Here is a 7,330-nt window from a genome sequence, read left to right on the forward strand (position 1 = left end):
TGTCCGCACCCTCACCTACGGAGCGGTCGAGATCGGAGCCGACCGGGTCGCGGTGCCCGCACCCGACGGGGCCGGCACCCTCGCCCGGGTCGCCGCTGCGGTCGCGGCGCGGGGCATCGAGATCGCGGACATCGCGCTGCGCCGCCCGTCGCTCGACGAGGTGTTCCTCACTCTCACCGGAAGCGAAACGGCACCGCTGGAGGTCGCGGCATGACCAGCCTCGCTTCCGAAAGCACACCGATCCGCCAGTGGTGGGTGCTCACGGCCCGTGGGCTGGGATCGGCGCTGCGCGGCGGATCGATGCTGACCGCGCTGATCGCGCCGATCGTGTTCACCCTCGGCTTCTACGTCCCGCTGCACGCGGTGATCACGCGGTTCTCCGGCGGCACCGTCGAATACGGGCGGTTCCTCATGCCGCTGATCGCCCTGCAGGCGGTGTCGTTCACGGCGATCACCGCCGCGTTCGTCGCGGCCACCGACGCGGTGCGCGGCGTCGACCGGCGGTTCGCGGCGATGCCGATACCCGCGGTCGTCCCGGTCACCGCACGGGTCTCGGCGAGCACCGTGCGCTGCGTGCTCGCGGTCGCCGTTGCCGTGGTGTGCGGCCACGTGATCGGTTTCCGTTTCGATGCCGGACCCACCGCCGCGGTGGCGTTCTGCACGGCTGCACTGGCGATCGGGGTGATCCTCACACTCGCCGCCGACGTTTTGGGCACACTCTCACGCAGCCCGGAGGCCACCACTCGCGCGCTGGCCGTTCCGCAACTCGTCCTGGGCATGTTCTCGTGCGGATTCCTTCCCCTCGAACAGTTTCCGCAGTGGGCCCAGCCGATCGTGCGCAATCAGCCGGTCTCCCAGTTCACGATCACGCTGCGCGCACTGGCCGACGGCAATTTCGACGCCCACCTGCTGGTTCCGACGCTGCTGTGGCTGTGCGCCCTGCTCGGGATCGTCGGATGGATGGCGGTGCGCGTCACCGGGAGGCGAGCATGACCACGACGACCGGCACCCCCACGACTCAGGGGATTCCTGTGACGACAATCGTTCCCGCGGCGGAGAACTCGATCCGGATGCTGCTGCCGCACACCTGGTTGCAGTCGCGCCGACTGCTCACCCGCTGGCGCCGGGACCCCATGACCGTGGTCCAGACCCTCGCCTATCCGGTCGCGATGCTGGTGATGCTCGACGTCGTGCTGGGCCGGCAGGTCACGGCCTTCGCCGGTCACGACGCGCTGTACGGCACGGTACCCATGGTCGCGGTGATGAGCGCGTTGCTCGGTTCGCTCGCCGGAACGATCAACCTCCGTCGTGAATGCGAGGCGGGCCTGCCGGGACGGCTGTGGACACTGCCGGTCCACCGGGCGTCGGCGTTGTTGTCGCGCTCGGTTGCGGAGGCGGTGCGGATCGCCGCGACCACCACGGTGATCCTGGCCGTCGGGACAGCACTCGGATTCCGGTTCCACGCCGGGGCTCTCGCCGCGCTCGGATTCGTGGCTGTACCGGTGATCTTCGGCGTCGGCTTCGCGGTCCTCGTCACCACCATCGGTCTGACCTGGTCGAATACCGGTGTGGTCGAGGCTGTTTCGCTCCTGTGCACGCTGTTGCTGTTCTTCAACCCGGGTTTCGTTCCGGCGACCGCCTATCCCGGCTGGATCCGACCGTTGGTGGAGAACCAGCCGATGACCGCGGCGGTCGAGACCATGCAGGCGTTCTCGCTCGGTGGTCCCGTCGCCGAACCGCTGGTCCGGATACTCGCGTGGTCGGCCGTCCTGATCGGCGGATGCGCGATCCCGCTCGCACGCCGGTACCGCCGCGCCCTGTGCTGACCACCGGTCGGACCGAAACCCGTACCCATCACCAGAAGGAGAAAACGACGTGACTGCGATCATCAGACCCACCCTCGCCGAACTCGAGGTCGACCGGCTCTACGACGAGATGGACCGGCTCGACGCCGGCATTGTCGCCGCCGTGCAGCAGCGCACGGAACTGGCCCGGCGCATCGCGGAGGCGCGTGTCGTCGCAGGGTCGCCGAGGGTGACCCACGCGGACGACATCGACGTGATCCGCCGGTACACCAGCGAACTCGGGGGATCCGGGACGGCGATGGCGATGAGTCTGCTTCGGCTGCGCTGACGCCTGCGTAGCCCGGCGGGGGAGTGCGGAAGCTCGGAGCTCAAGCGTCGGCTGTGTCGACGTCCGCACACCCGGCAGGGTCGGGTCCGGACATGCGCACGCACTCGTCGAACGACGGGACAGCGCTACCGGAGTCCCCGGCCCGCTCGATGAGCAGCTCGATGGTGTCGAGCAGCCCGCCGATGCGCAGGTCGAACGGAGTGGCGGCGTCGTCGAACGCCCCCATCGTCCACAACCGCGTCATCGTCGGGTAGCGGGCCGGGTCGAAGGTGTTCTCCCAGAAGTCGGTCTGCGCGGACCAGTACGCCTCGTAGTCGGTGCCCTGGTCGCGTTCGTCGGCGATCTCCGCAGCGGCGGCGCGCGCGAACCCGGACACGGCCTGGCGCACGATGCCGATCGTCTCCACGACCTGGTTCGCGGTCAGGCCGGTGTCGACGAGGATCCGGAAGGCGGCCTCGTCCGCGTCGAAGACGTGGGGTGCCAACGGCATTCGCCAGGTGTTCACGGTGAGGAGCCAGGAATGGGTCCGCAGCAGCGAAAAGTACCCGCGCGCATAGGTTTCGAGCGCGGTGCGCCACGGCAGTTCCGGGTCGGGCAGTGCGAGGTCGGCGTAGGCGCGGTCGATCATGGCATCGATCAGATGGTCCCGGGACGGCACATGCGAATAGAGGGTCATCGTGCCGACGCCGAGCGCCCGCGCGACCGAGCGCATCGACACCGCGTCGAGTCCGCGCTCGTCGGCGATCGCGACCGCGGCGTCGACGATCTGCGTGCGGTTCACGCGCGCGGGCCGGCCACGCGTCGGAGCTGCCGGCGGTTCCCACAAGGGTGCGAATCGCTTGTCGCCCGCCGGGGGTGTGGTGTTGTCGGCCGGATCGATCTCGACCACTCGAACTCCTCGGAAGATGCCGTTGCGCGTGCTTTTCGTACAGCGTACCGTCAAATCTGTGACTGAATCGGTACACCGTACGGGAAACGCGATTCGGGCGAGAGGACTGACCAAGACCTTTCGCCGCAGGAAAGAGACCGTCGAGGCGGTCAAAGGCATCGACCTCGATGTCGCCCAAGGGGAACTCGTGGCGATCCTCGGCCCCAACGGCGCCGGAAAGTCGACCACTATCAGGATGCTCACCTCGGTGCTGACGCCGACCTCCGGAACCGCCGAGGTCGCCGGCCGCGACGTCGTGCACGAGCCGGCCGCGGTGCGGGCCCGCATCGGATACGTCGGACAGGGCAACGCCGGGGGCTACTCGTACCGGGTCGGCGACGAACTGCGGAACCAGGCGCGGTTCTATTCCGTCCCCGGCGACGTCGCGAAACGACGTGCCGCGGACCTGCTCGAGGCGCTGGAACTGACCGGTCTGGAGAAGCGCACCGTGCAATCCCTCTCGGGCGGACAGCGCCGCCGGCTCGACGTCGCGATGGGACTGATGAACCATCCGCGCCTGCTGTTCCTGGACGAGCCCACCACCGGCCTCGACCCGCACGCCCGCGCGAATCTGTGGGAGCACGTCCTGCGATTGCGTGAGGAGAACGGTATGACGCTGCTGCTCACCACTCACTACCTCGACGAGGCCGACGCGATGGCCGAGCGGATCGTGCTGATCGACCACGGCACCGTCATTGCAGACGCCGCACCCGAGGTGCTCGAACGGGACTACGCCGACGATGTCGTCACCGTCGAACTGGCCGCGGGGCAGAGCCCGGCGACCGCACGGTCGGTGCTGCCGTCCGCCGTCGTCTCCGTGACCGAATCGGTGACCGGCACGGGCGCGGTGCGGCTCGCACTCAGCACACGCAACGGCCCCGAGTTGGTTCCGCCGCTGATGCGAGCCCTGGACGCCGCGGGCGTGTCCGTCACCTCGACCGACGTGAAACCCGCGTCGCTCGACGACGTGTTCCTCAATCTGACCGGCAGGTCCCTGCGCGAGGAGGCGGCATGACCTACGTGATCGACCGGACCGCGGCCGAATCCTGTGTCCTGGAAGATCGCTCGCGGCTACGCAAGTGGCTCCACGACACCGGGGCGGTGTTCACGCGCGAGATCCTCGTCGTGCTGCACGATCCGTTCACGCTGATCTTCTCGCTGCTGCAACCGCTGGTGTTCCTCGCGTTGTTCGGTCCGCTGCTCGACGGCATGCTCGGCGCCGGTGGCATCGGTGGGGATACGGCGCTGCAGTGGTTCCTGCCCGGTGTGCTCGTGATGATCGCGATCTTCGGCACCGGCATGGTCGGCGGCAACCTGCTGTACGAGTTGATGACCGGTGCCTACGAACGCATCCTCGCAACACCACTGGACCGCTCGTCCATCCTCGTCGGCCGCGCACTGAAGGAGTTCGCACCGCTCGTCGGGCAGGCGTTGCTCATCACGGTCGCCGCGATCCCGTTCGGCCTGGCCTTCTATCCGATCCAGGTGCTCGTGGGCCTGTTGATCCTGGGCATCTTCGGGATCGGTCTCGGTGCGCTGTCCTACGCGCTGGGCCTGGCGGCGAAGGGCCGGGAGTGGCTGTTCTGGGGCGTCCAGCAGTCCGTGATCTTCCCCCTGCTGCTGCTCGCCGGCATGATGCTGCCGCTCGACTCGGGTCCCGCGTGGATGCAGGCGGCGGCCAAGGTGAACCCGCTGACCTACATCGTCGACGCCGAGCGTGCGTTGTTCACCGGCACGCTGTGGGACAGCGACGTCGCGTGGGGTTTCGTCGCCGCGTTCGCGACCTGCGCGGTCGGGTTGTGGGTCGGCATCCGCACGGTCAATCGGACGGTCTGACGGCGGTGCCCGCGGTGGTCGTCGCGGCCACGTTCACCATCGTCGCGTTGACTGCGGCGTTGCCGGTGAAGGTGTCGGTGACCGCCGGATCGTGCAGCAGGTTGACGTTGGCGCCGGGGTGGGCGGCGGCCGTGGACCAGCCGACACCCTTCTCGTCGTGACCCCAGCCGTGCGGAATCGCGGCCGGATCTCGTCGCTGACCTCGACGGGCACCACGATGCTGCCGGTCCGGGAGCGCACGGTCACCGGCTGGCCGTGGACGAGCGACCGGGACGCCGCGTCGTCGGGATGCATCAGGACCGTGCACCGGTCGCGGCCCTTGACCATCGTCGGAATGTTGTGCATCCACGAGTTGTTCGACCGCAGGTGCCGGCGTCCGATCAGGCGGAGGTCGAATTCGGTGTCCCGCGCGTCGTTCTCGGTCTCGGCGAGCAGGCGGCGGGTCTCGTCGACGAATTCGGGCGGCGCCACATGCACTCGGCGGTCCCGGGTGGCCAGCAGGGAACGCAGCCGCGGCTGCAGCGGCCCGAGGTCGACTCCGCCGGGGGAGCGCCGGATCTTCCCGAGTGTCAGGCCCCGAAGCCCGCGGCGCAGCACACCGTGCGGGCCGGTCAGGACACCGAGCGCACCGAGCCGCAGTGGGCTGACTCGATCGAGCAGGGCGCGGAGAGGACGAGTCAGCCGCGACCGCAACGGAAGCGGAAGCACCTCGAGGACCAGGCGCGACAGGATCTGCCAGTCCTCGAGCGCGTCCGCCGCAGGCTCGAACACCCGAGCGTTGAACCGTGCGTTGTTGCGGACGGAGAAGACCGGGAACAGGAAGTCGAATTCCTCGCGTTCGAGGTGGGACACCGGCGGAAGGATCAGGTCGGCGTGCCGGGACGTCTCGGTGAGGTACATGTCGACCGCGACGAAGAAGTCGAGACCCTCGAGGGCCTCGTCGAGACGGCCTCCCTGCGGGGTGGACAGCACCGGGTTTCCGGCGTAGGTGACCAGCGCGCGGACGGGGCCGCCGGAACCCGCTGCGTCACCGAGCATCTCGTCGGCCAGACCCACCACCGGCAGTTCGGTCCGGAACGACTTGTGCTCGCCGGTGCGGCTGTTCCACAGGCCGTAGCCCGAACCGAAGAGCCGCACGAGACGGGCCGCGTCGATCGGTGGCGTCGCGAACATCTGGCCGCCCGGCCGGTCGAGATTTCCGGTCACGGCGTTGAGCGTGTTCACCAGCCAGTGGGTGAGGGTGCCGGTGACCTGATGGCAGACACCGATGCGGGCGTACGCGATCGCGGACCGGGCCGCGGCGTGGTCGCGGGCCAGGCGCCGGATGGTGTCCGCGTCCACCCCGGCGCGGGGCGCCATCGCCTCGGGCGTGCAGGGTGCGACCAGCTCGGCGAGGTCCTCGATGCCGGTCAGCGGCACGGTGCCCGGTGCCGGGCCGGTGCCGTCGGCGAGGATCGTGTGCAGCATGCCGAGCAGCAGGTACGGATCGCCGCCCGGACGCACCGCGACGTGCTCGTCCGCCAGCCGCGCCGTCTCGGTGCGCCGCGGGTCGACGACGACCACGGATCCACCGCGGCGCCGGATCGCGGCGATGCGGCCGCGGGCGTCGGGCATCGTGGTGATCGAGCCGTTGGACACCGCGGGATTGGCGCCGAGGATCAGCAGTCGGTCGGTGCGGTCGATGTCGGCGATCGGCATCAGCACGTTCGAGCCGAACATCTTCCACGCCGCGAACTCCTGCGGGAACTGATCGATCGAGGACGCCGAATAGAACTTGCGGGTGAGGAGGGCGACACGCAGCGCGATGCCGTAGACGACCGACGAGCTGTGTGCGGCCGGGTTGCCCAGGTACATCGCGATCGCGTCGCGACCGTGCCGTCGCCGGACGGCGCGCAACCGTTCGCCGGCCAGCGCGAACGCCTCGTCCCAGCCGATCTCCTCGAAGCCGTCGCCGACGCGTCGCATCGGGCGACGGAGCCGGTCCGGGTCGTGGTGCAGATCCGCGAGCGCGGTGGCCTTCGGGCAGATGTAGCCGTGCGAGAGCACGTCATCGGGATCGCCCTCGATGCGGGTGACCCTGTCGTGGTCGACGGTGACGCGTATTCCGCAGTGCGCCTCACACAGGGTGCACTGACGAGCGACGGTACGTGTGGACACGGCGGCCCCCTCCGCGGTCATGTGTGAAACCTAGCACTCCCGCGAGGCGCTCGTAACGAAGGTTCGACAGTACGGACGATCGTCCGCGAGAGGACACCTTCGGTCCGTCCCGTCGCGGGCGATGTTCACCCGTCGTCGCGGGCGATGGCCGCGACCGGCAGGGTGCCGAGGATCTCGCTCAGGGGTACCGAGCCGGTGAAGGCCCGGCCGGTGAGCCGATCCGTCCAGCTTCCCGACGGAAGATCGAGAACCGTTCCCTCCCAGCCGATGTCGCGG

6 protein-coding genes and 2 pseudogenes are annotated in these 7,330 nt (G+C 69.2%); 6 read left to right on the forward strand and 2 right to left on the reverse strand.

What is annotated here, in order from left to right:
- From I0Q12_RS17945 to I0Q12_RS17960, 4 genes and pseudogenes are all read left to right on the forward strand, one after another.
- Positions 1–214 (forward strand): annotated as a pseudogene (locus I0Q12_RS17945) (ACT domain-containing protein); the annotation flags it as partial.
- Complete coding sequence (locus I0Q12_RS17950) at positions 211–993, forward strand: ABC transporter permease (protein ID WP_197253197.1); 783 nt, start codon at positions 211–213, stop codon at positions 991–993. The pseudogene I0Q12_RS17945 and the gene I0Q12_RS17950, both read left to right, overlap by 4 nt.
- Positions 990–1,826 (forward strand): ABC transporter permease, encoded by an 837-nt coding sequence (locus I0Q12_RS17955; RefSeq protein ID WP_231610936.1) that lies wholly within the window; start codon positions 990–992, stop codon positions 1,824–1,826. Before I0Q12_RS17950 ends, I0Q12_RS17955 begins: the two co-directional genes overlap by 4 nt.
- Positions 1,827–1,875: 49 nt before the next feature.
- Positions 1,876–2,133 (forward strand): chorismate mutase, encoded by a 258-nt coding sequence (locus I0Q12_RS17960; protein ID WP_197253199.1) that lies wholly within the window; start codon positions 1,876–1,878, stop codon positions 2,131–2,133.
- Between the two features lie 40 nt (positions 2,134–2,173).
- On the opposite strand, the gene I0Q12_RS17965 is transcribed toward I0Q12_RS17960, so the two are convergent.
- Positions 2,174–3,022 (reverse strand): TetR/AcrR family transcriptional regulator, encoded by an 849-nt coding sequence (locus I0Q12_RS17965; protein ID WP_307846333.1) that lies wholly within the window; start codon positions 3,020–3,022, stop codon positions 2,174–2,176.
- Between the two features lie 58 nt (positions 3,023–3,080).
- Between I0Q12_RS17965 and I0Q12_RS17970 the strand changes: the two genes are divergently transcribed.
- Both I0Q12_RS17970 and I0Q12_RS17975 read left to right on the forward strand, forming a co-directional pair.
- Positions 3,081–4,076 carry an ABC transporter ATP-binding protein gene (locus tag I0Q12_RS17970; RefSeq protein ID WP_197253211.1) on the forward strand — a complete coding sequence of 332 codons (996 nt, stop codon included), beginning with the start codon at positions 3,081–3,083 and terminating at the stop codon, positions 4,074–4,076.
- Positions 4,073–4,897, forward strand: a complete 825-nt coding sequence (locus I0Q12_RS17975; RefSeq protein WP_197253203.1) for an ABC transporter permease — start codon at positions 4,073–4,075, stop codon at positions 4,895–4,897. The genes I0Q12_RS17970 and I0Q12_RS17975 overlap by 4 nt, the downstream gene beginning before the upstream one ends.
- Here I0Q12_RS17975 and I0Q12_RS17980 read toward each other — a convergent pair.
- A pseudogene (locus tag I0Q12_RS17980) lies at positions 4,881–7,075 on the reverse strand (molybdopterin-dependent oxidoreductase). The gene I0Q12_RS17975 and the pseudogene I0Q12_RS17980 overlap by 17 nt on opposite strands.
- Positions 7,076–7,330: the final 255 nt, after the last annotated feature.

The organism is Rhodococcus sp. CX (genome assembly GCF_015865005.1).
GTDB lineage: Bacteria > Actinomycetota > Actinomycetes > Mycobacteriales > Mycobacteriaceae > Rhodococcus.

Bases quoted from the DNA above. Each gene is read 5' to 3' on its own strand.
- I0Q12_RS17950 (WP_197253197.1), top strand. From the start codon at position 211: ATGACCAGCCTCGCTTCCGAAAGCACACCGATCCGCCAGTGGTGGGTG.
- I0Q12_RS17955 (WP_231610936.1), top strand. From the start codon at position 990: ATGACCACGACGACCGGCACCCCCACGACTCAGGGGATTCCTGTGACG.
- I0Q12_RS17975 (WP_197253203.1), top strand. From the start codon at position 4,073: ATGACCTACGTGATCGACCGGACCGCGGCCGAATCCTGTGTCCTGGAA.